Raw genomic sequence first — 26888 nt, forward strand, 5'->3', positions numbered from 1 at the left:
GGCCCGCGCGGAACCCGCACGCGCGACGTGACCGGCCCCCGGCCGGACACCGCGACGCGACGCACCGCACCGCACCACCCACCTCGCAGGGAGAGCCGTACGCATGGACACCGACACCGCGACCGCAGCGCCCGCCGGCGGCCCCGTGGACGCGGGGACGTACGACGTGCTGCGCCGACGGCTCGGCGAGCGGGCCGCCGAACTGGCCCGCCGCGCGGAGCGGTTGAACACCCGGCGCACCGAGGAGTTCGGCTCCACCGCGCTCCGGCTCACCGGCACCGAGCAGATCCGCACCGCCCACGCCGCCGTCGCCCGCGACCTGGTGGCCGTCGGCGGGCGGCTGCTGTTCGGCTTCGCACGCGGACCAGCGGCGGCCGACCCGGCCGAGGTGGCCGAGGTCTTCGCCCGCTACGGCCCGGAGCTGGGGTCACCGGACACGGACGGACCGCTCGCCGACACCGGCTTCGTCCGCGAGTTCACCGCCCTGCACCGCTACTACCGCGACGCCCGCCTGCTGCGGCTGCGCCGGGCCGATGGCAGACTGCTCGCCGTCTTCCGCACCGGGGAAAGCGCGGACGGTGTCCGCGTGCTGCGCTGGGCGCTCGGTCCGGACGGTGCGCCGGGGGACTTCCTCGACGCGCGCGGCGACCGCGACCACGTCTTCCCGCCCTCGCACGACTTCACCTGGACCGTCGCGGGCCGCGAGGCCCACGTGCCCGGCCGCCACCCGCACATCGCGGTCGGCGGGGACAGCCCGGACCACGCCCCGCTCTTCGTCGACACGCTCGGCGGCCACCTCACCGTCAAAGCGGTCAACGACACGGACACCCCCGAGGGGATCTACCGGGAACCGGTCGCCGAACCGCTCCAGTCGCTGGCCGACGCCGAGGTCGGGCACGCCACGATCGGGCCGCTGATCCTGCTCCGGGTCCGCCCGTACAACGAGGAGACCTGGCGGTACCTGGTCTTCAACTCGCTGCTCGGCACCGTACGACGGCTGGACGGCATCGGACCGGCCTGTCACCGCCTCCCCGAGGACCAGGGGATCATCTTCCCCGGCGGCTACTACCTCACCACCGGCACCGCCAAGACCTTCGACATCGCCGAACCGCTCACCACCCCGGTCTTCGAGGGCGCCCTGCGCTCCCCGAACGGCGAGGACGTCCTCTACGTCTTCCGCTCCCCCGACGACGGCCGCGCCCTGCTCCTGCCGTACAACCTGATCCGGCAGGAGGTCGCCACCCCGCTCCAGGGCCGGGGCCACGCCCTGCTCGACGACGGCACCCTCGTCCTGCTGCGCACCGGCGACGAACCGGCCCGGGTCCACGCCGTGCAGCGCTGGCGCACCCCGTACGTCTCCGACACCTACGCGGCCTCCCGCCCCGCCGGGACCGGCCCGCTCGCCCGGGTCGGCAACGCCGATCTGGTGCGCGGGATCTCCGACTGCCTGGCCCTGGCACACAGCGCCGCCGACACGACACCGACCGCCGCCGTGTACGCGCGCCTGGTCGCCGACTGCACCCGTGCCACCGACCGCTACCACTGGCTCGCCGATCCCGAACTCGGCGCGCTGGAGGAGCCGCTGGAAGAGCTGCGGGCCACCGCCGAGCAGGTCGTCGTCGAGTTCGAGACGGTACGGGAGCTGACCCGGCAGGCCGCCGAGGCGCTCGCCGCCGCCGACGACGACCTCACCGCCCTGGTCCGCCGGGTCCGTGGCGAGGCGCCCCGCTCGGCCGCCGCCTGGGTGGAACAGCTCACCGCGCTGCGCCGCGCGCACGGCCATCTGGCCACCCTCGCCGAGATGCGGTACGCCGACACCGACCGGCTCGCCGAGCTGTCCGCCCAGGCCACCGCCGACCTCGAATCGGCCGGCCAGCGCGCCGTCGCCTTCCTCGGCCGGGACGACGCGTTCACCGCCTACCACCAGGACATCGACCGCCTCACCACCGAGGCGTCCGGCCTCGCCACCGTCGCCGACGCGACGGCCCTGGGCGAGCGGCTGGGCGGGATGACGGACGGGCTGAGCACCGTCACGGACGTCGTCACCGGGCTCGACATCGGCGACACCACCGTCCGCACCGGCATCCTGGAGCGGATCGCCGAGGTCCTCGGCGGCGTCAACCGGGCCCGCGCCACCCTCGAAGCGCGCCGCCGCGCACTCCTCGACCACGAGGGGCGGGCCGAGTTCGCCGCCGAGTTCGCGCTGCTCGGGCAGGCCGTCACCGGGGCGCTCGCCGCCGCCGACACCCCGGACGCCTGCGACGAGCAGCTGTCCCGGCTGCTGCTCCAGCTGGAGAACCTGGAGTCACGGTTCGCGGAGTTCGACGACTTCCTCGCCGAGCTGGCCGAGCGCCGCACCGAGGTGTACGAGGCGTTCTCGGCCCGTAAGCAGACCCTCCAGGACGCCCGCGCCCGGCGCGCCGAGCGGCTGGCGGACTCGGCGGCCCGGGTCCTGGAGACGGTCTCCCGGCGGCTGCTCGCGCTGGAGGACACCGACGCCGTCCACACCTACTTCGCCTCCGACCCGATGGTCGCCAAGATCCGCCGCACCGCCGACGAACTGCGCGGACTCGGTGACCCGGTGCGGGCCGAGGAGCTGGACGGCCGGCTGCTCGCCGCCCGTCAGGAAGCCGGCCGGGCGCTGCGCGACCGGGGCGAGCTGTACGCGGACGGCGGCGCCACGATCCGGCTGGGACGTCACCGGTTCGCGGTGAACACCCAGCCCTTCGACCTGACACTCGTCCCGCACGGGGACCGGCTCGCCTTCGCGCTGACCGGCACGGACTACCGGGCCCCGGTCGCCGATCCGGAGTTCGAGGCGACCCGCCCGTACTGGGAGCAGACCCTGCCCTCGGAGTCGCCCCTGGTCTACCGGGGCGAACACCTGGCGGCCCGGCTGCTCGACGAGCACGGGGCGGACACCCTGGCCGCCCTGGACCCGGCCGGACTCGCCGCGCTCGTACGGGAGTCGGCGGCAGCCTCGTACGACGAGGGGTATCAGCGGGGCGTCCACGACGAGGACGCCACCGCGATCCTCGCCACCCTGCTGCGGCTGCGCTCCGGGGCCGGGCTGCTGCGCTTCCCGCCCACCGTGCGGGCGGCGGCCCAGCTCTTCTGGGCGTACGGGGCGAACGAGGCGCGGCGTGTCTCGTGGACCCGGCGGGCCCGTTCGCTGGCCCGCGCCCGGGAGACCTTCGGGCTCGCCACGGCGGTGGACGCCCTGCGCCAGCAGTGGGCTGCGGAGCTCTCCGGCGAGGAGGCGGGCGCGGACCCGGCGGCCGTCGCCGCGTACCTCTTCGAGGAGCTGACCAGCGGCCCGGACGGGTTCGTCACCAGCGCGTCCGTCCGCACCTTCCTGGACAAGTTCCGCCGTACGACCGGCACGTCGGCGTACGACGACGACCTCGCCGCGCTCGGGGACGACCTGCCGGCCCGCCGCCAGCTCGTGGAGGGCTGGCTCGGCGCGTACGCCGCCGCGAGCGGTGCCGGGACCGACGCGGGCGACCTCGCGGAGGCCGTCGCCGTGGAGCTGTGCCCGGCCGGGGTCCTCGACCGCTACGACCACGAGGCCCCGCTGACCGCCCGGGTGGACGGCCTGCTCGCCGCCCACCCCCGCATCGACCGGGGCACCCTGACCGTCCGGATCGACGAACTCCTCGCCCGTACCGCCGAGTTCCGTGCCGTGACGGTCCCCGGCTTCCGGGCCTACCAGCGCCGCCGCACCGCCCTGGTGAACGCCGAGCGGTCCCGGCTGCGGCTGGACGACCACCGGCCGCGCGTCATGTCGGCGTTCGTCCGCAACCGGCTGCTGGACGAGGTCTATCTGCCGCTGATCGGCGACAGCCTGGCCAAGCAGCTCGGCACCGCCGACGCCGGCCGGCGCACCGACGCGCAGGGCCTGCTCCTGCTGGTGTCCCCGCCCGGCTACGGCAAGACGACGCTGATGGAGTACGTCGCCGACCGGCTCGGCCTGGTCCTCGTCAAGGTCAGCGGGCCGAACCTGGGCCACGACGTGACCTCGCTCGACCCCGCCCAGGCCCGTACCGCGACCGCCCGCCGGGAGATCGAGAAGATCAACTTCGCGCTGGAGTCCGGCAACAACACGCTCCTCTACCTGGACGACATCCAGCACACCTCGCCGGAGCTGCTCCAGAAGTTCATCCCGCTCTGCGACGCCACCCGCCGCATCGAGGGCGTCCGCGACGGCGAACCGCGCAGCCACGACCTGCGGGGCAAGCGGTTCGCGGTCTGCATGGCGGGCAACCCGTACACCGAGTCGGGCGAGCGGTTCCGCATCCCCGACATGCTCGCCAACCGGGCCGACGTCTGGAACCTGGGCGAGGTGCTGACCGGCCGGGAGGACGTCTTCGCGCTGAGCTTCGTGGAGAACGCGCTGACCGCCAACCCGGTACTGGCCCCGCTCGCCGGGCGCTCCCGCGAGGACCTCGCCCTGTTCGTCCGGCTCGCCTCCGGTGACCCCTCGGCGCGAGCGGACCGGCTGGAGCACCCGTACACGCCCGCCGAGACGGACCGGATCACGGCGGTGCTGCGCCATCTGCTGACCGCCCGGGACACGGTGCTGGCCGTGAACTCCGCGTACATCGCCTCGGCGGCGCGGACCGACGCGACGCGCACCGAGCCGCCGTTCCGGCTCCAGGGCTCGTACCGCGACATGAACAAGATCGCCGAGCGGATCGTGCCGGTGATGAACGAGGCGGAGCTCCGCGCCGTCGTCGACGACCACTACGCGGGCGAGGCCCAGACGCTGACCAGCGGCGCCGAGTCGAACCTGCTCAAGCTGGCCGCACTGCGCGGACGGCTCACCCCCGGGCAGTCCGAGCGCTGGGCCGCGATCACCGCCTCCTACGTCCGCGCCCAGGCCCTCGGCGGCCCGGACGGCGACCCGATGACCCGGGCCGTCGCCGCACTCGGGCTGCTCGCGGACCGGATCGCGGCGGTCGAGACGGCGATCGTCCGCGTCACCGGGCCCCGCCACGCCCTGGCCAACCCCTCGGCCCGGCACGCGGCCCCGCCACAGGAGTAGAACCTTCCGTCCGGCCAACCCCCCACGGAGCGAAGGAGCAAGGCATGCTGGGACGCGTGCCCCCACTTCCCCAACAGCCCCAACGCTCCCCGTTCAGCGGACACATGGTCGTCTGCGGTGACGACGCGCTGGCCCGGCGGCTCGCCGTCGAGCTGCGCTACGTGTACGGAGAGCGGGTCACCCTCGTCCTGCCGCCCGGCCGCGACGCGCGCCGCCCCGAACTGCCCCTCGCCGGGCGGGGTCTGGCCACGCTGCTGGGGCGGGTCTCCTCGGCGATGAACCGCAACGGCGCGAACGGCGCCCATGGCGCCGCCGGTTCGGGCGGCCCGGACGACACGGACTCCCAGAGCGGCGCGTCCCGGCTCGGCGACGACACCAACGCCGGGGTCGACCCCGTCCGCATCCTGGAGGCCCCCGAGCCGTCCGACGAGGCCTTCGAGGAAGCGGGCGTGGGAACGGCCACCGCGCTGGCCCTGGTCTACGACGACGACGAACGCAACATCCGGGCCGCGCTGACCGCCCGCCGCATCAACCCCCGGCTCCGCCTGGTCATCCGGCTCTACAACCGCAAGCTGGGCCAGCACCTGGAGACCCTGCTCGACCAGGCCGCCGCCGTCGCCGCACCGGGCCTGGACCGGGCCGCCCTGGACGCCTCCACCACCGTGCTGTCCGACGCCGACACCGCCGCCCCCGCCCTCGCGGCCACCGTCCTGACCGGCTCCAGCAAGGTCATCCAGGCGGAGGGCCTGCTGCTGCGCGCCGCCGAACGCACCCCGCCCGGCGGCGGCCAGATCGCCGACCCCGGCCTGTGCACCCTCGCCCTGCTCTCCTCCACCACCCACGACCCGGCGGGCACCGAGGGCTCCGACAGCAGCGGCGACGAGGGGCCCCGGCTGCTGCCCGACGCACGGCAGATCGCGGCGGCCACCGGGCGCGGCACGGTCGTCCTGGAGGCGATCAGCCAGGCCGGACCGAGCGGACCGACGCCCCGGATGGGCGGCCGGGGCGCGCCGCTCGGCCAGGTCTTCTCACGGCGGCTGCGCTGGTCGGCGCTGGGGGTCGGCCTGGCCGTGCTGGCGCTCGCCGTCGCCTCCACGCTGACCACCGGCGACACCCCGCTGCACGCGGCGTACCTCACCCTGCTCGACCTGTTCGCGATGGGCGACCCGGCGATCGGCGACAAGACGGCCCGCCAGGTCATCCAGCTCCTGTCCGGCGTGGCCGGGCTGATGCTGCTGCCGCTGCTCGTGGCGGGGGTGCTGGAGGCGTTCGGCTCGCTGCGCACCGCTTCCTCGCTGCGCCGTCCGCCGCGCGGGCTGTCCGGCCACGTGGTGCTGCTCGGGCTGGGCAAGATCGGTACGCGGGTGCTGGTCCGGCTGCGCGAACTGGGCGTGCCGGTGGTGTGCGTGGAGGACGACCCGAACGCGCGCGGCATCCCGGTGGCCCGGCGGCTGCATGTGCCGGTGGTCCTCGGGGACGTCACGCAGGAGGGCGTGCTGGAGGCGGCGAAGATCCAGCGCTCCCGGGCCCTGCTCGCGCTGACCAGCGCCGACACCACCAACCTGGAGGCGGCGCTCTACGCCCGCTCGGTCAAGCCGGACCTGCGGGTGGCGCTGCGGCTGTACGACGACGAGTTCGCCACCGCCGTCTACCGCACCCTGCGCACCGCCCACCCCAACGCCGTGACCCGTTCCCGTTCCGTCTCGCACCTGGCCGCGCCGTCCTTCGCGGTCGCCATGATGGGGCGCCAGATCCTGGGCGCGATCCCGGTCGAGCGGAAGGTGATGCTCTTCGCGGCGATCAACGTGGCGGGCCATCCGCAGCTGGAGGGCCGCACGGTGGAGCAGGCCTTCCAGGCGGGCGCCTGGCGGGTCCTCGCGCTGGACGCCACCCCGCCCGGCGACCGCCGCCCGGACCTGGCCTTCCCCGGCACTCCGGCTCCGGGCCATCCGTCCGGGCTGATCTGGGACCTGCACCCCGGGCATGTCCTGCTCCCCGAGGACCGTGTGGTGATCGCCGCGACCCGCCGGGGCCTGGCCGAACTCCTGCGCCGCAGCCGGAGCACGGCGCCCAGGCGCTGACCACGGGACCGGAGGCCGGGCGTCCGGAAGCCCGGCCTCCGGGCAGCGCGCGGAAACCCGGATGCCGGACAGCGCGCGGAAACCCGGATGCCGGACACGTCCCGCGCCGCCTACCCTGCCGCCCATGGACACGGCCCCCGGACTCCTCAACGTGATCGACATCGAGGCGACCTGCTGGGACGGCCAGCCGCCGCCCGGCGCGGTCAGCGAGATCATCGAGATCGGGCTCACCGTCGTCGATCTGCGCGCGGCCGAGAGGGTGGCCCGCCATCGCGTCCTGGTCCGGCCCGCCCGTTCCTCGGTCAGCGCCTTCTGCACCGGGCTGACCGGCCTCACCCAGGCCGAGGTGAGCACGGGGATCTCCTTCGCCGAGGCCTGCCGCCTGCTGGCCGCCGAGCACCGGGCGGGCTCTCGCCCCTGGACGAGCTGGGGCGACTACGACCGCAACCAGTTCACCCGCCAGTGCCGGGCGACCGGCACCCCGTACCCCTTCGGCCGCCACCACACCAACGCCAAGATCCCGTTCACCGCCGCCCACGGCCTGCGCAAGCGCCCCGGGATGGCCCAGGCCCTGGAGGTGGCGGGCCTCCCCCTGGAGGGCCGCCACCACAGCGGCGCGGACGACGCCTGGAACATCGCGGCGCTCGTCCTGGACCTCGTGTCCCGCGACGCCTGGCCCGCCCCGGACGCCTGACCTTCAGATCACCGCGCCCATCGCCTCCCGTACCTCGGCCAGGGTCGCCGAGGCGATCTCGTTGGCCCGCTCGTTCCCGGCCCGGAGCACCGACCGGACGTACCCCAGGTCCTGCGCGTACGCGGCCCGGCGGGCCCGGATCGGCTCCATCCGGGCGTTGACGGCCTCGGTCACCGTCCGCTTGAGCGCCGCCGCACCGCCTGCGCCGATCTCCTCGGCCACCGCGTGCGGGTCGCGGTCCTGGCAGAGCGCCGCCAGCAGGACGAGGGAGGCCACCCCGGGCCGGTTCTCGGGGTCGTACGTGATGTGCCGCTCGGCGTCCGTCCGCGCGCCCCTGATCAGCCGGGCGGTCTCGTCCGCGTCGGCACGCAGCGCGACGGCGTTGCCCCGGCTCTTGCTCATCTTGGTGCCGTCGGTGCCCAGCAGCAGCGGAGCGGCGGAGAGCAGCGCGTCCGGTTCCGGGAAGACCTCCCCGTACCGCTCGTTGAAGCGGCGGGCGACGGTCCGGGTGACTTCGAGGTGCGGCAGCTGGTCCTGCCCGACCGGCACCAGGTTGCCCTTGCAGAACAGGATGTCGGCGGCCTGGTGCACCGGGTAGGTGAACATCAGCCCGCTGACGGAGGACTGCCGGGAGTGCGCGATCTCGTCCTTGACGGTGGGGTTGCGGTTCAGTTCGGCGACGGAGACCAGGCTCAGGAACGGCAGCAGCAGCTGGTTGAGCGCGGGCACGGCGCTGTGGTTGAAGACCGTCGCCCGCGCGGGGTCGATCCCGGCGGCGAGGTAGTCCAGCAGCAGCCCCTCCATGTGCGCGGTGAGCCGGTCGGCGACGTCCCGGTCGGTGAGCACCTGGTAGTCCGCGATGATCACGAAGACGTCCACCCCGGCGTCCTGGAGCCGGACGCGGTTGTGGAGGGTGCCGAAGTAGTGCCCGAGGTGGAGCGGCCCGGTCGGCCGGTCCCCGGTCATCACCCGGAACGTCTCCGGGGCCCGGCTGATGCGGTCCTCCAGCTCAGCGGTACGCCGCTGCTGGCCGGACGGTACGGCGACGGTGCTCATGAGGTCTCTCCTGGGGGTGCTGGCCACGATCGCGAGCGCGGCGGCGGGAGGACGGCCCTCATGAGGGCAGCGAAAAGGGCCGTCCGTGGACGAACGGCCCTGATTCCGTGCAGAGGCAGGCGGCCGCTCCTAGAAGGAGCGCCACCAGTTCCGGCACGGCGTGAAGGTCATGCCGCGAGCCTAACGCGCCCGGGTTGCGCCCACACGACTTTTCCCGGCCCGGACCGGGCCCCGTACCCCCACCGATCCGCCAGCGCCGCCACCAGCACCAGTCCACGCCCGCCGCACGCCCCGGGCTCCGGCTCGCGCGGCCGAGGTGCGGGCTGCGCGGGGCAGCGGATCTCGCGCGGCCTGCCGCGTGCTGGCCGTCCCGGCCTTCCCGGAGCGGCGGCGCCGCGACCGACCGGCCTCGGCCACCGCGTCGTCCCTCAGGAATTCGACCAGCCGCGACGGCAGAGGACGAGGCGGTAGCCGTCGGGATCCTCGATGGTGACGCCCCACTCGTTCCAGTACGGGTTCGGGGAAGGGACACGGGTGCCGCCGTGGTCCAGCAGGCGCCGCACCGTCTCCTCGGGGACCGGGCCGTCGTAGTAGAGGACGAGCAGGTCCTCCTCGGTGGGGCGGGGGGTTGCGGGGTGGTCGCCGCCGTGGACGAGTTCGAGGTGCCAGGTCGCGTCCGGGTGACCGACCATGAGCAGGTCGTGCGTGCCGGGCTCCCGGCCCGCGTCGGCGCGGAACAGGACCGTCAGCCCGAGGCCGTCCGCCCAGAACCGCTCGGCCGCGGCGAGGTCCCCGGACGGGCGGGCGAGGCGGATGTGGGTGGCGGCGGGGAACGGCACGGAGGCTCCTGAGTGGTCGGCGGTGCGCGCGGAGGGGAGGTCTCCTCCGCGGCTGGCGGTGCGCGTGGCCGCGCACCATCGGCCCGCAGCGTAGGTGTCCGCTCCGGCGCCCCGCATCGGTCCTGAGGGCCGGTCCTGGTACGGCCGGGGTCCTACGACGTCCCCCGGACGGCGCGGGGGCGTCGCTTCGGGACGTGCCGGACACCGCCCCCGGTGTCCCGTGCCGGCGACCGCCCCCCTGAAGCGGCTGCCGCGTCACGGCCGTAGCGTGGAGAAAGGCGCGTGAGGCACAGGAGGAGCGGATGGCCGGTACGGGGCCGGACGGGACGACCGTCACCGAGGTGAGGGCCGAGCTGGACGCCCTGGCGGATCCGCGGACGCGTGCCGTGAACGAGAGGCACGGCGACGACCACGGAGTGAACCTCGGCAAGCTGCGGGCGCTCGCGAAGCGGCTGGGGCCCCGGCCCGAGCTGGCCCGCGGGCTCTGGGCGACGGACGACAGCGCGGCCAGGCTCCTGTCGGTCCTCGTCTGCCGCCCGAAGGAGCTCCCGGCCGGGGAGCTGGACGCCATGCTGCGCGGGGCCCGTACGCCCAAGGTGCGGGACTGGCTCGTGAGCAATGTGGTGAGGAAGAGCCCGCACGCGGAGGAGCTGCGCCTGGCCTGGCTGCCCGATCCGGACCCGGTGGTCGCGAGTGCCGGGTGGGAGCTGACGGCCGACCGCGTGGCGAAGCGGTCCGGGGGCATCGATCCCGCGGGGCTGCTGGATGTCATCGAGGCCGGAATGAAGGACGCCCCCGGGCCCCTCCAGTGGTCGATGAACCACTGCCTGGCCCGGATCGGGATCGCGTACGCGGAGCACCGTGCCCGCGCGATCGCCATCGGCGAGCGGCTGGGCGTGCTCAGGGACTATCCGACGCCGCCGGGCTGCACCTCCCCGTACGCACCGGTCTGGATCACCGAGCTGGTGCGCCGAAAACAGGGCACGTCCTAGCTGGAGCCCTTGCCGCCCGCGCCGTTACTTCTTGGCGTGCTCGCCGACGTAGAAGAGGATCCAGACGAAGCCCGCGAAGAGGTGCGTGGCGAAGACGTAGACGAAGACGCGCAGCATGACGCCCCGCTCCTTCCAGCGTTCGCTCCCGCCGGTCCCGCCCACTGCCGCTCCTCCGTCGACGAGACGGCCCGGGGCCGGTCCGCGCGTCCGTTCCAGGGTACGGCCCGGCCGCGTACCCCCCGTGGAATAGGTCAGGGGGGTGCTCCGTTGTAGGGTGTGTTCAGATAGTTCAAAGTTCAACGAAACTAGGTTTCTGGAGGCGGGCCATGGAGTTCGGCATCTTCACCGTCGGAGACGTCACCACCGACCCGACGACCGGCAGGACCCCGACCGAGAACGAGCGGATCAAGGCCACGCTCGCCATCGCGCAGAAGGCGGAGGAGGTCGGCCTGGACGTCTTCGCGACCGGTGAGCACCACAACCCGCCGTTCGTCCCGTCCTCACCGACGACCACGCTCGGCTACATCGCCGCCCGCACCGAGAACCTGATCCTGTCCACGTCCACCACGCTGATCACCACCAACGACCCGGTGAAGATCGCCGAGGACTACGCGACGCTCCAGCACCTCGCGGACGGCCGCGTCGACCTGATGATGGGCCGCGGCAACACCGGCCCGGTCTACCCCTGGTTCGGCAAGGACATCCGCCAGGGCATCCCGCTCGCCATCGAGAACTACGCCCTGCTGCACAAGCTGTGGCGGGAGGACGTCGTCGACTGGGAGGGCAAGTTCCGTACGGCGCTGCAGTCCTTCACCGCGACCCCGCGTCCGCTGGACGGCGTCCCGCCGTTCGTCTGGCACGGCTCGATCCGCTCCCCGGAGATCGCCGAGCAGGCCGCGTACTACGGCGACGGCTTCTTCCACAACAACATCTTCTGGCCCATGGAGCACACCAAGAAGATGGTGGCCCTCTACCGCCGGCGCTATGCCCACTACGGGCACGGCACCGCCGAACAGGCCATCGTCGGCCTCGGCGGCCAGGTGTTCATGCGGAAGAACTCGCAGGACGCGGTGCGGGAATTCCGCCCGTACTTCAACAACGCGCCGGTCTACGGACACGGGCCCTCCCTGGAGGACTTCACGCGGGAGACGCCGCTGACCGTCGGCTCGCCGCAGGAGGTCATCGAGCGGACCCTGTCGTTCCGTGACGCCGTCGGCGACTACCAGCGCCAGCTGTTCCTGATGGACCACGCGGGGCTGCCGCTGAAGACGGTCCTGGAGCAGCTCGATCTCCTCGGCGAGGAGGTCGTCCCGGTGCTGCGCAAGGAGTTCGCCGCACTGCGTCCGGCCGGGGTTCCGGACTCCGCGCCCGTCCACCCGGCCGTCGTCGCCGCCCGCGGCGCGGCATCGTCCACGTCGGCCACGTCGGCCACGAAGGAGGCATGACCACCGTGACGACCGTGTTCGCCACCGAGCCCGTGCGCATCGTCGCCGTATCGGCCGGGCTGAGCAGCCCGTCCTCGACCCGGCTGCTGGCCGAGCGGGTGGCCGGGGCCGCCCGTGAGCGGCTGCTGGCCGGGCAGGACCGCCCCGTCGAGGTCCGGGTGATCGACCTCCGCGACCTGGCCGTGGACATCGCCAACCACCTGGTCACCGGCTTCCCGCCGGCTGACCTGGACGCGGCGATCAAGGAGGTCGTGGAGGCGGACGGACTGATCGCCGTCTCGCCCGTGTTCACCGCCTCGTACAGCGGGCTGTTCAAGTCGTTCTTCGACCTGATCGACAACACCGCGCTGACCGGCAAGCCCGTCGTGATCGCGGCGACCGGCGGCACCGCCCGCCACTCGCTGGTGCTGGAGCACGCGATGCGCCCGCTCTTCGCCTACCTGCGGGCCACCGTCGTACCGACGTCCGTGTACGCGGCCTCGGAGGACTGGGGCGCGTCCGGCGACGAGTACACCGAGGGCCTGCCCTCCCGCATCCGGCGCGCCGGGGGCGAGCTGGCGGACATGCTCACCGGCGGACGGGCGGCGTCCGGGGCGTCCCGGACGCCGGGGCTCGACGACGAGGTGGTGCCGTTCGAGCAGCAGCTCGCCGACCTCCGGCTGGACTGACCCCGCCTCCTGCCCGACCGCCCGGTTTGATTAGAGTTGCACCGAAAGATGCGCACTGAGCCGAACCGAGCTGGAGGCAGTGATGGGCAGGATCGTGGTGGGCGTTGACGGCTCCGAGTCGTCGGTCAAGGCTCTGCACTGGGCCGTACGCCAGGCGGAGCTGACCGGCGACACGGTGGAGGCCGTCAACAGCTGGGAGTACCCCGCGACGAGCTGGGCGTCGATGATGCCCGGCCTGCCGGAGGACTTCGACCCGCAGGCCCTGGCGACCGTGGCCCTCAACGAGACGCTGGAGGAGGCGTTGGGCGCCGAGGGCGCGGCGAAGGTCAGCAAGGTCGTGGTGATCGGTAACCCGGCCCAGTCCCTGCTGGACCGGTCCAAGGGCGCCAACCTGCTGGTCGTCGGGGCGCGCGGCTACAGCGGCTTCAAGGCGACCCTGCTCGGCTCGGTCAGCCTCCACGTCACCCAGCACGCGTCGTGCCCGGTGACGGTCGTACGCAACTGACCGCGACCGCGTCGCACGGACATGAAGGAGCGGGCCCGTACGCCTTCGCGTACGGGCCCGCTCCGCTGTCCGGGGGCTACGTCCGTTGTTGTTCGTGGGTGTAGAAGAGGTAGAACGCGGTGATGAACATGCCGACGCCGACCGAGACGCCCAGGCCCGTGGAGCGCAGGACACTCGACCCGGTCAGCCCGACCAGCAGGCCGATCGCCGCCGCGGTCAGCGCGCCGTAGCACGCTCCCCGCACGAGGGGGATCATGCGGTGCTGGACCCGGCCCAGCGCGAAGCAGAGGACGGCCAGCACCACCGCGGTGATCAGGCCGTACCAGAACTGGCGGTAGCCGGTCGCGCCGTTGTTGCGGAGGATGAACGAGGCGTACAGGCCGTACGCCCCGCCCAGTACGACGGGGATCGCCCAGGAGAGCGCGCTGTGCCCGTGTGCCCGAGCCCGCGGTCCCGTCCGGCCGCGCGCTGTCATTGCTGCGTGTGTGGACATGGCGGAGTTCTCCTTCCGTGGCTCCTGTCCCCTCCAGAGCACACCCGGCCGGGTCACCCGGCAACTCGGATGGCGTACGGCCCGGGGCGCACCGCCCGTCCGCACGCTTCCCTGGGAGGGTGCGGACGTATCTCTCGGCGGCCTGTTCGGCGGTACTGGTGGTGCTGCTCGCCGTCCTCGTCCCGGTCGGCGCGCTGTCCGCCTGGGTCGACCTGGAGATCGACAACACCGACCGCTACGTCGCCGCGGTCGGCCCGCTCGCCGACGACCCCGACGTCCAGAGCACCGTCGCCGGCCTCATCACCGACGGGGCGATGCAGCAGATCGACGCCGGGCCGCTCCAGGGCGCCGTACGGGACTTCCTCCACCAGGCCGTGCTCTCCTTCACCACCACCGACGCCTTCCAGGACGCCTGGACCACCGCCAACCGCACCGCCCACGAAGCCGTCACCGCCGCCCTGAACGGCCGCACCGGCGAGGCCGTGACCATCGACCTGGCGCCCGTGACCGCGCAGGTCAAGCGGAACCTGGAGGAGAACGGGGTGCCGTTCGCCGACCGCATCCCGGTCCAGCACACCGACATCACCCTGATCTCCGCCGACCGGGCCGACCAGCTGCGCCAGACCTTCCGGCTGCTGCGCAGCGGCAGCGTGTGGCCCGCCGTGGCGACCGTGGTGCTGGCCGTCCTGGCGGTGGCCGGGGCCTGGGCGCGCGGCGGCGGTCCGGGGCGCCGCCGCTCCGGGACCGCCGCGCTGGGCGCCCTCGCACTGACCGGGCTGGGCTTCGTGCTGGGAGCGCTGGTGCTGCGCGCGGTGGTGGCGGTCGCCCGGGGCCGGGTGCTGTCCGAGGTGCCGGGGGACGAGACGGCGGGGGCGGCGGCGGTGTACGACGCGCTGACCAGCTCACTGCGCGTGACCGCGTGGACGGTGTGCGCGGTGGGGCTGGTGGTGACGGTCGGCGCGCTGCTCGCGCGGCGGCGGTCGAGGGCCTTTCCGGGCGGCGGAAGAGCGGGGCCCGGCGCCGACGTGCGGTGACGGGCGGGCCGGGAAAGAGCGCAGCCCGGCGCCGACATGCGGTAACGGGCGAGCCGGGAAAGAACCGAGCCCTGCGCCGACGTGGAGTAACGGACGGGCCGGGAAAGAGCGGGGCCCGGCGCCGACGTGCGGTGACGGGCGGGCCGGGGAAGAGTGGTTCCCGTGAGTGCCGGACCGGGGGCGACTGAGAGGTCTTCCGCATGCGAGCCATAGCCGTCGGCGCGTTCCGGGCCGACCCCGAGCTGGTGCAACTGCCCAAGCCCGAGCCGCAGGCCGGAGAGGTGCGGGTCAGGATCGCGTACGCCGCGCTCAACCCGTCCGACTGGCAGTCGGCCCGCGGCGCCCCGGACGAGGGGGCGACGCCGCAGGTGTTCCCGCTGGTGGTCGGGGCCGACTTCGCGGGACACGTCGACATGATCGGCAGCGGCCACAACCGCTTCCGGGTCGGCGACCTGGTCTTCGGCCGGGTCGCCCGGCCCAGCCCGAGCGGGGGCGGCAGCTACTGCGACTACGTCTCCGTACCGCAGGACTCCGCCGTCACCGCCGTACCGCCCGGCCTCTCCCTGCGCGCCGCCGCCGCGCTGCCGTCCGCCGGAATGGCCGCGGCGCAGCTCCTGGAGACCGTGGCGCTCCGGGGCCACGAGACGCTGCTGCTGATCGGTGCGGCGGGCGGCGTCGGCAGCTATCTGACCCAGCTCGCCTCGGCCCGCGGTATCCGGGTGATCGCCGTGGTGCGCGGTGATGAGCACCGGCGGATGGCGGAGCTGGGCGCCGCCGTCACGATCGACACCACCGTGCGCCCGCTCGACGCGGCGGTACGGGAGAGCTGCGCGGACGGCGTCGACGCCGTCGTCGACCTGGTCTCCACCGCTCCGGACACCTTCGCGGAACGGGCCGCGCCGGTGCGCCGCGGGGGTGTCGCCGTCACCACCCGGGGCGTCGCGGCCGGGGCCGCGCTGCCCGCGGGCGTGACCGGGATCGACTTCCGGCTGGAGCCCAGCCCGGTGTTGCTCGACGTGCTGGCGGCGGGCGCCGCCGAGGGCGTGCTGCGGGTACCCGTCGATGCCGAACTCCCGCTGGAGAACGCCCCGCAGGCCCTGGACCGGAACCGGACGGGCGGGGCGCGCGGCAAGACCGTGATCGTGCTCTGAGCCCCCGCCGCGGATCACGGCGCGGGGCGCCTCACTGCGTCGGGTCGGCTCCCCGCAGCCGGTCCATCTCGCGCCGGTCCCGCTTCGTCGGGCGGCCCGCGCCCCGGTCGCGCACGGGAACCTGGACGGCCAGCTCGCGCGGCGGTGGCGGCGGACTGTTGTCGACGTAGCACTCCACCGCCACCGGCGGGCCGACCCGCTTCCTCACGATCTTCGACACGACCACGATCCGGTCGCGGCCCGCCTGCCGGACCCGTACCTCGTCGCCGACGCGTACCGTCTGGGCGGGCTTGGCGCGCTCGCCCGCGACCTTCACATGACCCGCGCGGCAGGCGGCAGCGGCCTGCGAACGGGTCTTCGTCAGCCGGACCGACCAGATCCAGACATCGACCCGAACACTGCCCTCCGCCTGCGGCGCCTCACCGGAAACCATGGGTCCGACTGTAGAACGTGGAACCGCGGGACGTACGGATCAGCCGAAGTCGCTGATCACTTCCGCCATGTTGTAGCTGTAGACCTCGCGCTCGCACGGCCCGCACACGCTCGGCGCGTGCTCGCTCAGCGACCACAGCTGCGGTGCGAAGCCGTCACCGCGGCCGTGTGCGAGGTAGAGGTCCTCGGGGCCGATCGAGGACTGAAGGATCTTCGGGTTGCCGACGAGCTGGGACGTTCCGCCGACGGTGCCAGGCGTGGCCTGGAGCAGGCGGCCGTTGCTGGAGCTGTTGCTGCGGTGGAAGTACCACGCGCCCTCGTACCGGGTGACGCCCTGGATCTTGTGCCACAGGGCCTCGCCGCCGAAGGTGGCCCCGGCCGGCAGGCCGTACGCCAGGTCCGCCGCGGCGGCGGTGCCGGGCGCGCCCTCGACCGCGGCGGTCAGCGCCGTCATCGGGTAGGTGCCGACCCGGCCGGGGCTGGTGCCGCCGTTGTTGGTGTTGCAGTACTCGCCGAGGATCATGTGGTCGGTGCCGGTGCGGTCCAGCGAGATGTACGAGGCCTTGGGGCGGCCGGTGGCGTAGCACTGGTTGCCGCCGGTCTCGCCGCCGTTCTTCGCCGTGCTGAACTTCAGCGTGGCGACCTGCGGCATGACGTAGCGGTAGCCGTAGCCGTACCAGACGTTGTTCTGCCGGCCGACGCGCCGCTGGTCGACGACGTTGCTGGTGAGGCCGTCCGGCGTCTTGTCGTCGACGTCGGCGTTGTTGTCCGGGTTGAGGTCCATGATCTTGCGCAGATCGAAGACGCGCATGCCGTTGGCGGTGTCGGCGACGTACAGGTAGTTGCCGTACCAGACCATGCCGCCCGCGTGGATGCCGTTCTGCGCGGCGCAGGACGGCGTCACCGTGCCGACGCACGTGCCCTCGCGGGCGTGCAGCGCGTCGAAGGAGATGTGGTCCTTGGAGTTCATGTACGGCCAGACCAGCAGGACGTGGCGGTACATCTGGGTGGCCTGGTTGAAGAAGCTGACCCGGATGCCCTTCTCGTTGCAGGCGTCCGTCGTCGGGCTGGCCAGGCACTGACCGGCGCCCGAGGCGTAGTCGCTGCGGCCCGGGTTCTTCGCGTCGTAGCTGGCCACGGCGATCGGCTCGGAGTTGGACGTGCCCCAGTCCTCGTCCTCCTGCGCGTCCGAGACGCCGGTGATGGCCTGCGGCACCCACTCCGAGGAGGCGGCGTCGTCGCTCTTCCAGCAGACGCGGTGGTTGACCGCCAGGTCAGAGCCGTAGATACCGGTGGTTCCGCAGGCGCTCTCCCAGCCGGCGGGGCGGTTGGCCTGTTCCATGAGTGCGGTGAGGCCCTGCTGGGGAAGCGCGGCGTCGAGCTTGGTGACGAGCCCGGAGATGTCGGTGCCCGTCACCAGTCGGAAGTCCCCGGCCCGGCCGGGGACGGGGTCGGCGGCGAGGGCGGAGGCGCGCGGGGACGGGGCGGTGGCCGCGGCTCCCGCTCCCGCGAAGTCGTCCTGCTCGGACTCGGGTTCGTTCTCGAAACCGTCGTCCGGCATGCCCTCGTTGCCCGTCGCCGGGTCGTCGGCGGCACGCATCGCGGACGGGGTGCCGGAGGCCGGGGCGGCCACCGCGCCGACCGCGGGGACAAAGCCGGAGAGCAGCGCGCCAGCCGCCGCGGCGCAGACGGCGAGACGCGTTCCACGCAGTGGTTTCCCCATGTGGGAGCCCTTCTTGAGGTGGTATCCCGGATAACGGACAACGGTGTGCCCGCATTTGAACCGGACACACCGCGCGGTCACGTTAACAAGGCATCTCACGAGCCGATGAGCACATTTGACTGACATCCATCAGGCCCGCACCGCATACGCACAGGGCTCGTCCCGAGAGCCGCACCACCGAAGGGCCGGATCTGGCCGCTAACCTTACGTATCCGCCCTGGCCAGGGATCAATTCCGGCAGGTCGGACATTTCCCGCACCCAACTCACGCGAAAGGCCTCACCCATGGGCATTCGGAGCTTGCTGCGCAAGGTGTTCGGCCGTGACCGCGCGGAGCAGGACGCGCCGACGGCCACGGTCCCGCCCCAGACCGAACGCACCGCGGATTCGGAGCCGAAGGCGGAAGTGAAGGCGGAGGCGGAAGCGGAAGCGGAAGCGAAGCCTGAGCCCGTTACGGCTACGGCTACGGCTGCGCCGGACGAGCCGGCCGCGGAACCCGCCGCGGCCCCGGCCGCCAAGGTCTCGGTACCGGCCCCGGCCTCCCCCCGCTCCCTCGGCGACAGCGGCGACGCGGCCTCGGACCTGGTGGCGGCGGCCTTCGACCGGCCCTCCCTCTCCACGGTCCCGGCACAGGGTTCGGCCCGGAAGCCGGAGCCGACAGAGCCGAAGACGGAAGAGCCGAAGGCCCAGGAGCCGACGGTGGAGGAGCCGAAGGCCCAGGAGCCTGCCGCCGAACCGGAACCCGAGCCGATCGCGCCCGAGGCCGAAGCCGAGCCCGAGCCGGAGCCGGAGCCGGAGGCCGCACCCGAGGCGAAGGCCGGAGCCGAGGCCGGGAGCGCACCCGAGCCGACCCGGGCGAAGGCCGAGGCCAAGACCGAGGCGAAGGCCGATCCCGAGCCGGAACCGGCGAAGGCCGAGGCCAAGGCCGATCCCGAGCCGACGACCGCTCCGGAGCCCGAGACCTCCCTCGCCGGGGAGACCTCCCTCGCCGGGGAGACCTCCGCCGCTGATGAGGCCGCCCCCGCCGACGAGGCCGCCCCCGCGCCCGTCACGCCCGAGGCCACCGCCCCCACCGCTAGGCCCGCGTTCAGCCTCGCCAAGGTCAAGTCCCGCGCTCCCGGGCTCGTCGACGCGTACAAGGCCGCCCAGTCCGGGCTGAAGACGCACGGGCTGACCGGGCAGCGCGCCACCGTCTACCTGGTCCTCGACCGTTCCGGCTCCATGCGGCCGTTCTACAAGGACGGCAGCGCCCAGCACCTGGGCGACCGGACGGTGGCGCTCGCCGCGCACCTGGACGAGAGCGCGACCGTCCCCGTCGTCTTCTTCTCGACGGAGATCGACGGCACCGCCACCGTCGGCCTCGCCGACCACGAAGGCCGGATCGACGAGCTGAACGCGGGCCTCGGCCGCCTCGGCCGTACGAACTACCAGCGCGCCGTCGAAGAGGTCGTCGCGCACTACGAGGGTTCCGGGGCCACCGGTCCCGCCCTGGTGATCTTCCAGACGGACGGGCCGCCGGACGCCAAGCAGGCCGCCAGGCAGGCACTGGCCGACGCGGCGCGGCTGCCGCTGTTCTTCCAGTTCGTCGCGTTCGGCGAGGAGGACGGCAAGGGCTTCGACTTCCTGCGCAAGCTGGACGCCCCGAACGCCGGGTTCTTCCACGCGGGCCCCGCCCCCCGCGAGGTCCCGGACACCAGGTTCTACCGCGAGGTCCTCGCGGCGTTCCCCGCCTGGCTCGCGGCACGCGACGCCGGCACCGAAGCCGGCTCCGCGGCGGCCCCCGGTACCGGCGCCTGATCGACCGGCAGCCGTACGGTCACGGCGAGCCCGCCCTCCGGGCCCGGCACCGCCGTGACCGTACCGCCGTGCGCGACCGCGATGGAGCGCACGATCGAGAGGCCGAGCCCCGAGCCGCGCCCCATCCGGTCCTTGCCCTCTCCCCGCCGGAACGGCTCGAACAGCCCCGGGATGTCCGCCGCGTCCACCACCGGCCCGGTGTTGCGCACCTCCAGCAGCGCCCCGCTCCCGGCCGTCACCAGGGACACGTCCACCGTCCCGCCCGGCACGTTGTAGGTGACCGCGTTGGCCAGCAGGTTCCCCACCAGCTGCGCGAGCAGCATCCGGTTGCCGCGCACCACGCAGAAGTGCGTATCGGCCGTCACCCCCGGCCGCCCGGGACGCTCCGGATGCCGCGCGGTCTCCTCCTCCACCACCCGCGCCAGGTCCACCGTCTCCCGCTCGCCGTCCGCGAGCCCGCGCTCACTGCGCGCCAGCGCCAGCAGCCCCTCGATGAGCCGCTCACTGCGACGGTTGTTGTCCAGGAGCGTCTGCCGGGTCCGTACGAGGTCCTCCGGGGTCGGGTCGTCCAGTCCGATCTGTATCGCGGCCCGCTGGGTGGCGAGCGGGGTCCGCAGCTCGTGGGAGGCGTTGGCGATGAACCGCCGCTGGCTGTCGAACGCCTTCTCCAGCCGGGCCAGCAGCGCGTCGAGCGTGTCGCCGAGTTCCTTCAGCTCGTCGTCCGGGCCGCTGGACGCGATCCGCTCGTGCAGGTTGTGCTCGGAGAGCCGCCGCGCCTTCGCGGTCATGGCGTGGACGGGACGCAGCACCCGCCCCGCCGTCCACCAGCCCACGCAGACCGCGCAGGCGGTCATCACCAGCAGCGCCGCCACGGACCAGATCATCAGCTGGTGCCCGGCCGCGTCGCTGACGTTGTCGGTGAGGTCGTAGACGGTGGGCGGGCCCAGGCTGCGCCGGGTGATCAGCGGGCCGTTCACCGCGTAGCCGGGCTGGACCACGGCCGCCGTGCGGGCGATGTCCCGCGCCTGGGAGTTCGTACCGGCGCGGGAGGCGAGGTTGACGGTGGCCAGCAGCGCCGTGCCGAGAACCAGGAAGACCCCGCCGTACACCAGGGCTATCCGGGCCCGGATACGCGAGTGCGGCACCTCCGACAGCCACTGGGCGGGGCGTATCACAGCGCGTACCCCACACCCTGCACGGTACGGATCAGGGCCGGTTCGCCGAGTTTTCCGCGCAGCTTGCTCATGCAGACCCGCACCGCGCCGGTGAACGGGTCGGCGTTGGCGTCCCAGGCCCGCTCCAGCAGCTCCTCGGCGCTGACGGTGGCGCCGTCGGCCTCCAGCAGCAGCTGGAGCACCGAGAACTCCTTCGGCGAGAGGTCCAGCTCCCGCCCGTCCCGCGAGGCGGTGCGGCGCACGCTGTCGAGCCGGATGCCGTACCGCTCCAGCTGCGGCGGGACCGGCCGGGCGCTGCGCCGCCGCAGCGCCCGGACCCGCGACACCAGCTCGGGGAACTCGAAGGGCTTGCCCAGGTAGTCGTCGGCGCCGAGGTCGAGCCCGGAGACCCGGTCCTCCGTCGAGGCGGCGGCGGTCAGCATCAGGATCCTGGTCCGGGAGCCGGAGGCGACCAGACCGCGCGCCACGTCGTCGCCGTGCACCCGCGGCAGATCACGGTCGAGGACGACCACGTCGTAGTCGTGCAGCCCCAGGTAGGCGAGGGCGGCGTCACCGCTGTACACCGTGTCGACGGCGAAGCCGGCCCGGCGCAGCCCGGTGGCGACCAGCTCCGCCAGTATTTCCTCGTCCTCGGCGACCAGTACCCGCATCGTGATGTCCCCTGCCTCGTGCACGCGTGTCCGCTCCCTCCCAGGATGCGTCTTTGCTACGGGAAGGGATGTTTCGCAAAGGTCTCCGTGCCCCCGGGTGGGTTTATCGGTGTGAACCGGTCTCCCCCAGGCCGTTAGGATTTCGACCATGGCGGCCACTGGATCCGAGAAGCAAGGGGGCGACAGCGTGAAGAGTTTCTACGTGTCGACCCCCATCTACTACGTCAACGACGCTCCTCACCTGGGCCACGCCTACACGACCGTCGCAGGCGACGTGCTCACCCGCTGGCACCGCCAGCGCGGCGAGAAGGTGTGGTACCTCACCGGCACGGACGAGCACGGTCAGAAGATCATGCGCACGGCCGAGGCGAACGGCGTCTCCCCGCAGGAGTGGTGCGACAAGCTCGTCGAGGAAGCGTGGAAGCCCCTCTGGGAGCACCTGAACATCGCGAACGACGACTTCATCCGTACGACGGAGAAGCGTCACACCGACCGGGTGCAGGAGTTCGTGCAGGATCTGTACGACAAGGGCGACATCTACAAGGGCGGGTACGAGGGCCCGTACTGCGTGGGCTGTGAGGAGTACAAGCTCCCCGGCGACCTCATCGAGGACGAGAACGGCGTCAAGCTGTGCCCGGTGCACAAGAAGCCGGTGGAGATCCTCAAGGAGGAGAACTACTTCTTCAAGCTGAGCGCCTACGGCCCGAAGCTGATGGAGTTCTACGCGGACAACCCGGACTTCATCCAGCCCGAGTCCGCCCGCAACGAGGTCGTGAACTTCGTCAAGCAGGGCCTCCAGGACCTCTCGATCTCCCGCTCGACCTTCGACTGGGGCGTCCCGGTGCCGTGGGACGACAAGCACGTCATCTACGTGTGGGTCGACGCCCTGCTGAACTACGCCACGGCGGTCGGCTACGGCTCCAACCAGGAGAAGTTCGACGCGACGTTCCCCGCCGACGTGCACCTGATCGGCAAGGACATCCTCCGCTTCCACTCGGTCATCTGGCCCGCCATGCTGATGGCCCAGGGGCTGCCGCTGCCCGGCAAGGTCGTCGCCAACGGCTGGCTGATGGTCGGCGGCGAGAAGATGTCGAAGTCGAACCTGACGGGTATCAAGCCGCAGGACCTGACCTCGCACTTCGGCGTGGACGCGTACCGCTGGTACTTCCTGCGCGCCATCGCGTACGGCAACGACGGCTCGTTCTCCTGGGAGGACTTCGCCGCCCGCTACACCTCCGAGCTGGCCAACGACTACGGCAACCTCGCCTCGCGCGTCGCCGCCATGGTCGGCAAGTACTTCGGCGGGGAGCTGCCCGCGGCCACCGCGCCGGGCGACGCCGAGACGGCCGTCCAGGAGGGCCTGGCGAAGGCCGTCGCCGCCGCCGACGAGAAGATCGGCGAGCAGCTGGACTTCCAGGCGGGCATCCTGGCGGTCTTCGACTTCGTGAAGCAGGTCAACGGCTACATCACGGAGCAGGAGCCCTGGAAGGTCGCCAAGGACGAGTCCCCCGAGGGCCGGGCCCGTCTCGCGACGATCCTCTACACGGCCGCCGAGGCGCTGCGCGGCGTCGCGGTGCTGCTGAACCCGGTGATGCCGGAGACCTCGCAGAAGCTGTGGGAGTCGCTGGGAGCCGAGGCGTCCCTGGGCTCCCTGGCCGACCAGCGCGTGCAGGACGCTGGCACCTGGGGCCGCCTCCCGGCGGGCGCCACGGTGACGAAGGGCGCGGTGCTGTTCCCGCGCCTGGAGGAGAAGCCCGCGTAGGGGCCGCTCACCTTCACACGGCGAAGGGCCGGAATCCGCGGGACCGCGGGTTCCGGCCCTTCGCCGTGGTCGGCGGACCCGGTGCTCCGGCGGTTCGGTGTCCAGGCCGACGCCCACCGGGCCGGGCGGCCCGACGGCCCTCCCGTACGGGGCGGTCACCGCGGGCTCGTACCGGGCCCGGCGGGCCGCGAGGGGACCGTCCGGCGCGGACTCGGGGACCGTCCGGCGCGGACTCGGCTTCCCGCTTCCCGTCTCCCGATTCCTGCCGCCCGTCTCCCGTCTCCCGTCTCAGCGTTCCAGGCCCTCGGCGTCGCCCATGACGATGACGGGTTTCTTCACCGGGTCCAGGGTGGTCAGGAGGTCCCGCATGCGGTCGGCGGGGAGGGACACGCAGCCCTGGGTGGGGCCGCCGTGGTCGACGTGGAGCCAGATGCCGCCGCCGCGTTCCTCGCCGAGCGGGCGGGTGCGGTCCAGGGGGGTGGTGCCGGGGGCGCGGTTGTAGTCGATGGCGACGACGTAGTCGAAGGAGCCTTCGAGCGGTTCGCCGTCGAAGCCCTCTCCGTCCACCGTGAACAGCGGGCTGTGGTCGTAGGGGAAGGCCGTACGGGGCGGGCTGAGGAGGCCCCCCGCGTAGGTGAGGCCGTAGACCCCGACCGGGGAGCGGAGGTCTCCCTGCTCGTGCCGGTCGGTCCAGCCGTCCAGCGCGTTGCGGGCGGGCCAGCGGCCGGTGACGGGGCGCCAGCCGCGGGCCGGGTCGTCGCGGGTGTAGAGCACCGCGGTGGAGAGGCTGGAGTCGTAGTCGTCGCCGGTGACGACGAGGGCCTGCCGGGCGCCCGCCGGTATCCCGGCCCGGGTCAGGGGCCCCAGCCCGGGTATCTCGCGCGGGTGGACGCGCGGTGCGTGCGGTACGGGGTCGGCCCGTACGCGTGCCCCGCCCGGTGGGCCGCCGACGCCTGGTGAGGCCGGGGCGCCGATCCGTGCGGCGGGGCGTGTGGCGGAGGCGTCTTCCGCAGCGCCTCCCAGGGTGCCTCCAGGGGTGCCGCCGCAGCCGGTGAGCAGCAGCAACGCGGTGGCACAGGTGCCTATGCCCAGGCGCGCGGGGTACGGGGCGCGCCGGGCGGCCGGCGGACGGAACACGGGCATGCGGGACTCCTCGGCGGTCGCGGGGGTGGCGGCGGTCCGGGCGGACGCCTACCGTCGCGCTCCGTGCCGCCACCCTCAGTTAACGCCGCGCCGCGTCAGCGCGAACCCGCACCGGGGCCATACGGCGGTACCGGCCCCGGACCTCCGTGGTGACGGGGGCTCACCGGCCGAGGAACTCCGCGCAGCGGAACGGCCCCAGCGGCTCGCTCTCGGACGGACGCAGGGTGACCCGGACGTCGTCGGCCCTGACCTTGGGGTCGAGCACCGACTGGGCGCGGGCCAGGGTGCACACCACCTGGCCGGTCGCCTGGTCGCGCCCCGATCCTCCGTACGGCCCGTCCAGCCGCACCGTGACCCGGTCGCCCGTGCCGGTCGCCGAGTAGCCGCCGAGGCGGACGAGGGAGACCAGTTGTTCCCCCTGCCCGGTGGGCGGCTCCGTCGCGCCGAGCAGCTTCAGCGCCCCGTTCAGGTCGTCGGGCCGCTGGTCGATCAGGGGCACCGCGCGCAGTCCGTTCGGCGACGCGTAGTACAGCCGCAGCCCCCGGGTCAGCCCGGAGGCGGGCTCGCCCGCCTCCACCACCCCGGTCGGCTGGACCCCGCAGCCGGTCAGCACGGCGCCCAGGGCGGTCCCCAGTGCGGCGGTCACGGCCGCCCGCGCGATCCTCATTCCGTCCCCTCGTTCCCGTCCCGGTCCGCGCCCCGCGCGGTGCGCCGCAGTGGCAGCCGCAGCGTGAACACCGCGCCGCGCGGCGCTTCCCCGGACGCGTCCTCCACCTCGATCGTGCCGCCGTGGAGGCGGGCGTTCTCCAGCGCGATCGCCGTGCCGAGTCCGCTGCCCTGACCGCCGCCGTCTTCGGGGGTGGCGGCGGACCGGGTGCGGGCCGCGTCCGCCTTGTAGAAGCGGTCGAAGACCCGCTGCCCCGACCCTGGCGGCAGCCCGGGACCGCGGTCGGTGACCGACAGCAGCGCCCACGGCGTGCCGTCCGCCTCCCGGCACGTGCGCAGGGTCACGGTGACCGGCGGGGCGCCGTGCCGCAGCGCGTTGCCCACGAGGTTCGCGACGATCACGTCGACCCGGCGCCGGTCGACGACCGCCCGTACCCCCGTTCCGAGCTCCGTGCGGACCCGCTCCGTCCAGCCGCGCAGCGCCAGAGACGCCCGGACGGTGTCGGCGAGATCGGTCTCGGCGGCGTTCAGCCGGGCCGCTCCGGCGTCGAAGCGGGAGATCTCCATCAGCTCCTCGACCAGCCGGGCCAGCCGGGCCGTCTCGGCGCCGACGGTCCGGGCGGCCCGTGCCGCGTCCGGGGGCAGCTGGTCGGCGTCCTCCTCCAGAACGGTCGCCACCATCGTCATCGCGGCGAGCGGGGTGCGCAGTTCGTGGGAGACGTCCGCCACGAAGCGGCGCGCCTTCGCCTCCTGGTCGCGCAGGTCCGTGTCGGACGCCTGGAGCGCGTCGGCGGTCTCGTTGAACGTCCGGGCCAGGTCGGCGAGTTCGTCGTGCCCGGTGACGGCGACCCGGCTGCCGAGGTCCCCGGACGCCAGCTCACGGGTGGCCCGGCCCAGTCTGCGTACCGGCCGCAGCACCGTGCCCGCGGCCAGCAGCGCCAGGACGGCGGCCAGCAGCACCACCGGCACGATGCCCGCCCGCACCGAGTCCAGCAGGGCCGCGGTGTCATCGCGTTCGGCCCGCAGATCGGTGATCACGTAGACCTCCAGGCCGGAGGTGTGCCGGTCCCCGTCCGCGTACGCCACCGGCATGCCGACCACCAGGTACGGCTCGCCCCGCCACTGCACCCGCTGGAACACCGCGTCGTCGCCGGTGCGGACGGCGGTGCGCAGCTCGGGGCCGATCCGGGACGCGGTGTCGGCGTACGTGTCGGAGGTGGCGGACAGGTCCCGGTAGCGGACGTCCACGATCCGGCCGCCGATGCCCTCCGAGACCCGGGCCGCGAAGCGCGCCATCGTCTGCTGGTCGGGCGGCAGGTCGAAGTCGGCGGCCACCGCCCCGACCCGCTCCCGGACGTCGTCCACGGCGGCGTTCTGGGTGCGCTGGAGGACGGCGGTGCGGGCCTCCCGGTAGGCGAGGGCGGTCGCGGTGACCGCGCTGATCAGGGCGACGGCGACGAAGGTGGCGACCAGCCGGGTGCGCAGCCCGCCGACCGGGTGCCGGGCTCGGGCGCGCACACGGGCGCGTATGCGGGTCCG

22 protein-coding genes are annotated in these 26888 nt (G+C 73.5%); 11 read left to right on the forward strand and 11 right to left on the reverse strand.

Annotated elements, in window-relative coordinates; all coding sequences use genetic code 11:
• Positions 1-103: 103 nt before the first annotated feature.
• From ACFVWY_RS00770 to ACFVWY_RS00780, 3 genes are all read left to right on the forward strand, one after another.
• Positions 104-5044 carry a DNA repair ATPase gene (locus tag ACFVWY_RS00770; protein WP_389865706.1) on the forward strand — a complete coding sequence of 1647 codons (4941 nt, stop codon included), beginning with the start codon at positions 104-106 and terminating at the stop codon, positions 5042-5044.
• A gap of 44 nt (positions 5045-5088) precedes the next feature.
• Complete coding sequence (locus tag ACFVWY_RS00775) at positions 5089-7125, forward strand: NAD-binding protein (protein WP_389865709.1); 2037 nt, start codon at positions 5089-5091, stop codon at positions 7123-7125.
• 124 nt (positions 7126-7249) lie between these two features.
• A complete protein-coding gene (locus ACFVWY_RS00780; protein WP_389865712.1) occupies positions 7250-7819 on the forward strand; it encodes an exonuclease domain-containing protein in 570 nt (189 codons plus the stop codon).
• Positions 7820-7822: 3 nt separating this feature from the next.
• On the opposite strand, the gene trpS is transcribed toward ACFVWY_RS00780, so the two are convergent.
• Positions 7823-8875 carry a tryptophan--tRNA ligase gene (gene trpS / locus ACFVWY_RS00785; protein WP_389865715.1) on the reverse strand — a complete coding sequence of 351 codons (1053 nt, stop codon included), beginning with the start codon at positions 8873-8875 and terminating at the stop codon, positions 7823-7825.
• A gap of 428 nt (positions 8876-9303) precedes the next feature.
• Complete coding sequence (locus ACFVWY_RS00790; protein ID WP_389865718.1) at positions 9304-9714, reverse strand: VOC family protein; 411 nt, start codon at positions 9712-9714, stop codon at positions 9304-9306.
• Between the two features lie 302 nt (positions 9715-10016).
• Between ACFVWY_RS00790 and ACFVWY_RS00795 the strand changes: the two genes are divergently transcribed.
• A complete protein-coding gene (locus tag ACFVWY_RS00795; protein ID WP_389865721.1) occupies positions 10017-10706 on the forward strand; it encodes a DNA alkylation repair protein in 690 nt (229 codons plus the stop codon).
• A 24-nt stretch (positions 10707-10730) separates the two neighbouring features.
• On the opposite strand, the gene ACFVWY_RS00800 is transcribed toward ACFVWY_RS00795, so the two are convergent.
• A complete protein-coding gene (locus tag ACFVWY_RS00800; RefSeq protein WP_389865722.1) occupies positions 10731-10868 on the reverse strand; it encodes a DUF6126 family protein in 138 nt (45 codons plus the stop codon).
• A gap of 164 nt (positions 10869-11032) precedes the next feature.
• Between ACFVWY_RS00800 and ACFVWY_RS00805 the strand changes: the two genes are divergently transcribed.
• The 3 genes from ACFVWY_RS00805 (at position 11033) to ACFVWY_RS00815 (ending at position 13324) form a co-directional block, all read left to right on the forward strand.
• Positions 11033-12151: an LLM class flavin-dependent oxidoreductase gene (locus ACFVWY_RS00805; RefSeq protein WP_389865724.1), complete on the forward strand. Its 1119-nt coding sequence runs from the start codon at positions 11033-11035 to the stop codon at positions 12149-12151.
• A 14-nt stretch (positions 12152-12165) separates the two neighbouring features.
• Positions 12166-12819, forward strand: a complete 654-nt coding sequence (locus tag ACFVWY_RS00810) for an FMN reductase (protein WP_389866304.1) — start codon at positions 12166-12168, stop codon at positions 12817-12819.
• 82 nt (positions 12820-12901) lie between these two features.
• Positions 12902-13324 carry a universal stress protein gene (locus ACFVWY_RS00815; RefSeq protein ID WP_389865727.1) on the forward strand — a complete coding sequence of 141 codons (423 nt, stop codon included), beginning with the start codon at positions 12902-12904 and terminating at the stop codon, positions 13322-13324.
• A gap of 76 nt (positions 13325-13400) precedes the next feature.
• On the opposite strand, the gene ACFVWY_RS00820 is transcribed toward ACFVWY_RS00815, so the two are convergent.
• Entirely contained in the window at positions 13401-13817 is a 417-nt protein-coding gene (locus ACFVWY_RS00820; protein ID WP_389865728.1) for a hypothetical protein, read from the reverse strand.
• Between the two features lie 119 nt (positions 13818-13936).
• On the opposite strand from ACFVWY_RS00820, the gene ACFVWY_RS00825 reads away from it, so the two are divergent.
• Both ACFVWY_RS00825 and ACFVWY_RS00830 read left to right on the forward strand, forming a co-directional pair.
• Positions 13937-14851, forward strand: coding sequence for a hypothetical protein (locus ACFVWY_RS00825; RefSeq protein ID WP_389865730.1), 915 nt, complete (start codon positions 13937-13939; stop codon positions 14849-14851).
• 200 nt (positions 14852-15051) lie between these two features.
• Positions 15052-16002, forward strand: coding sequence for an NADP-dependent oxidoreductase (locus ACFVWY_RS00830; protein WP_389865732.1), 951 nt, complete (start codon positions 15052-15054; stop codon positions 16000-16002).
• Between the two features lie 31 nt (positions 16003-16033).
• Here the strand turns inward: ACFVWY_RS00830 and ACFVWY_RS00835 are convergent, their stop codons facing one another.
• Positions 16034-16435, reverse strand: a complete 402-nt coding sequence (locus tag ACFVWY_RS00835) for an RNA-binding S4 domain-containing protein (RefSeq protein WP_389865734.1) — start codon at positions 16433-16435, stop codon at positions 16034-16036.
• A 39-nt stretch (positions 16436-16474) separates the two neighbouring features.
• Positions 16475-18157: a hypothetical protein gene (locus tag ACFVWY_RS00840; protein ID WP_389865737.1), complete on the reverse strand. Its 1683-nt coding sequence runs from the start codon at positions 18155-18157 to the stop codon at positions 16475-16477.
• A gap of 284 nt (positions 18158-18441) precedes the next feature.
• Between ACFVWY_RS00840 and ACFVWY_RS00845 the strand changes: the two genes are divergently transcribed.
• On the forward strand, positions 18442-19953 hold the full coding sequence (locus ACFVWY_RS00845) for a VWA domain-containing protein (RefSeq protein ID WP_389865740.1): 1512 nt from the start codon (positions 18442-18444) through the stop codon (positions 19951-19953).
• On the opposite strand, the gene ACFVWY_RS00850 is transcribed toward ACFVWY_RS00845, so the two are convergent.
• Both ACFVWY_RS00850 and ACFVWY_RS00855 read right to left on the reverse strand, forming a co-directional pair.
• Positions 19857-21128 carry an ATP-binding protein gene (locus ACFVWY_RS00850; RefSeq protein ID WP_389865742.1) on the reverse strand — a complete coding sequence of 424 codons (1272 nt, stop codon included), beginning with the start codon at positions 21126-21128 and terminating at the stop codon, positions 19857-19859. The two genes, ACFVWY_RS00845 and ACFVWY_RS00850, sit on opposite strands and share 97 nt — an antisense overlap.
• Entirely contained in the window at positions 21125-21778 is a 654-nt protein-coding gene (locus ACFVWY_RS00855) for a response regulator transcription factor (RefSeq protein ID WP_389866307.1), read from the reverse strand. Before ACFVWY_RS00855 ends, ACFVWY_RS00850 begins: the two co-directional genes overlap by 4 nt.
• 148 nt (positions 21779-21926) lie before the next feature.
• On the opposite strand from ACFVWY_RS00855, the gene metG reads away from it, so the two are divergent.
• On the forward strand, positions 21927-23540 hold the full coding sequence (gene metG / locus ACFVWY_RS00860; RefSeq protein ID WP_389865745.1) for a methionine--tRNA ligase: 1614 nt from the start codon (positions 21927-21929) through the stop codon (positions 23538-23540).
• Positions 23541-23828: 288 nt separating this feature from the next.
• Here the strand turns inward: metG and ACFVWY_RS00865 are convergent, their stop codons facing one another.
• From ACFVWY_RS00865 to ACFVWY_RS00875, 3 genes are all read right to left on the reverse strand, one after another.
• On the reverse strand, positions 23829-24683 hold the full coding sequence (locus ACFVWY_RS00865) for a L,D-transpeptidase family protein (protein ID WP_389865748.1): 855 nt from the start codon (positions 24681-24683) through the stop codon (positions 23829-23831).
• A 160-nt stretch (positions 24684-24843) separates the two neighbouring features.
• A complete protein-coding gene (locus ACFVWY_RS00870) occupies positions 24844-25350 on the reverse strand; it encodes a hypothetical protein (protein WP_389865751.1) in 507 nt (168 codons plus the stop codon).
• Complete coding sequence (locus ACFVWY_RS00875; protein ID WP_389865753.1) at positions 25347-26867, reverse strand: ATP-binding protein; 1521 nt, start codon at positions 26865-26867, stop codon at positions 25347-25349. Before ACFVWY_RS00875 ends, ACFVWY_RS00870 begins: the two co-directional genes overlap by 4 nt.
• Positions 26868-26888: the final 21 nt, after the last annotated feature.

It is taken from the genome of Streptomyces sp. NPDC058195, from assembly GCF_042883525.1.
In the GTDB taxonomy this organism is placed as follows: Bacteria; Actinomycetota; Actinomycetes; order Streptomycetales; family Streptomycetaceae; genus Streptomyces.

What these genes read in the sequence shown, in the direction of transcription:
- ACFVWY_RS00770 (WP_389865706.1), top strand. Translation starts at nt 104, where the DNA reads ATGGACACCGACACCGCGACCGCAGCGCCCGCCGGCGGCCCCGTGGAC.
- ACFVWY_RS00775 (WP_389865709.1), top strand. Translation starts at nt 5,089, where the DNA reads ATGCTGGGACGCGTGCCCCCACTTCCCCAACAGCCCCAACGCTCCCCG.
- ACFVWY_RS00780 (WP_389865712.1), top strand. Translation starts at nt 7,250, where the DNA reads ATGGACACGGCCCCCGGACTCCTCAACGTGATCGACATCGAGGCGACC.
- trpS (WP_389865715.1), bottom strand. Translation starts at nt 8,875, where the DNA reads ATGAGCACCGTCGCCGTACCGTCCGGCCAGCAGCGGCGTACCGCTGAG.
- ACFVWY_RS00795 (WP_389865721.1), top strand. Translation starts at nt 10,017, where the DNA reads ATGGCCGGTACGGGGCCGGACGGGACGACCGTCACCGAGGTGAGGGCC.
- ACFVWY_RS00805 (WP_389865724.1), top strand. Translation starts at nt 11,033, where the DNA reads ATGGAGTTCGGCATCTTCACCGTCGGAGACGTCACCACCGACCCGACG.
- ACFVWY_RS00815 (WP_389865727.1), top strand. Translation starts at nt 12,902, where the DNA reads ATGGGCAGGATCGTGGTGGGCGTTGACGGCTCCGAGTCGTCGGTCAAG.
- ACFVWY_RS00820 (WP_389865728.1), bottom strand. Translation starts at nt 13,817, where the DNA reads ATGTCCACACACGCAGCAATGACAGCGCGCGGCCGGACGGGACCGCGG.
- ACFVWY_RS00830 (WP_389865732.1), top strand. Translation starts at nt 15,052, where the DNA reads ATGCGAGCCATAGCCGTCGGCGCGTTCCGGGCCGACCCCGAGCTGGTG.
- ACFVWY_RS00835 (WP_389865734.1), bottom strand. Translation starts at nt 16,435, where the DNA reads ATGGTTTCCGGTGAGGCGCCGCAGGCGGAGGGCAGTGTTCGGGTCGAT.
- ACFVWY_RS00840 (WP_389865737.1), bottom strand. Translation starts at nt 18,157, where the DNA reads ATGGGGAAACCACTGCGTGGAACGCGTCTCGCCGTCTGCGCCGCGGCG.
- ACFVWY_RS00845 (WP_389865740.1), top strand. Translation starts at nt 18,442, where the DNA reads ATGGGCATTCGGAGCTTGCTGCGCAAGGTGTTCGGCCGTGACCGCGCG.
- ACFVWY_RS00855 (WP_389866307.1), bottom strand. Translation starts at nt 21,778, where the DNA reads ATGCGGGTACTGGTCGCCGAGGACGAGGAAATACTGGCGGAGCTGGTC.
- metG (WP_389865745.1), top strand. Translation starts at nt 21,927, where the DNA reads ATGGCGGCCACTGGATCCGAGAAGCAAGGGGGCGACAGCGTGAAGAGT.
- ACFVWY_RS00865 (WP_389865748.1), bottom strand. Translation starts at nt 24,683, where the DNA reads ATGCCCGTGTTCCGTCCGCCGGCCGCCCGGCGCGCCCCGTACCCCGCG.
- ACFVWY_RS00870 (WP_389865751.1), bottom strand. Translation starts at nt 25,350, where the DNA reads ATGAGGATCGCGCGGGCGGCCGTGACCGCCGCACTGGGGACCGCCCTG.